This window comes from Pseudomonas sp. AC463 (assembly GCF_979253585.1).
The window spans coordinates 1-278 of record NZ_CEEDDZ010000523.1 but is presented as its reverse complement, the minus strand read 5'-3'; the positions used below and the strand labels follow the sequence as shown (position 1 = coordinate 278).

Sequence of the window (278 nt, the reverse complement as noted above, 5' to 3'; positions counted from 1 at the left end):
CCGCAAGTCGATCCAGCAGGGCGGCCTGCTGAAGTTCGTCTACGGCGGCGAGTACCACGCCTACAACCCAGATGTCGTCAACACCCTGCAGGCGGCGGTGAAGCAGGGCAGCTACGAAACCTTCAAGGAATACACCAAACTGGTAGATACCCGCCCGGTGTCGATGCTGCGCGACCTGTTGCAGGTCAAGCTGGCCGATACGCCACTGGCGCTCGAAGAAATCGAACCGCTGGAGTCGATCTTCAAGCGCTTCGATGCGGCTGGTATCTCCCTGGGCG

The 278-nt window shown here is 60.8% G+C and carries 1 protein-coding gene; it reads left to right on the top strand.

The features are described 5' to 3' along the window. A partial coding sequence (locus tag AC0IYH_RS31250; protein ID WP_471838087.1) for a glutamate synthase-related protein occupies positions 1 to 278 on the top strand: 278 nt, incomplete at both ends.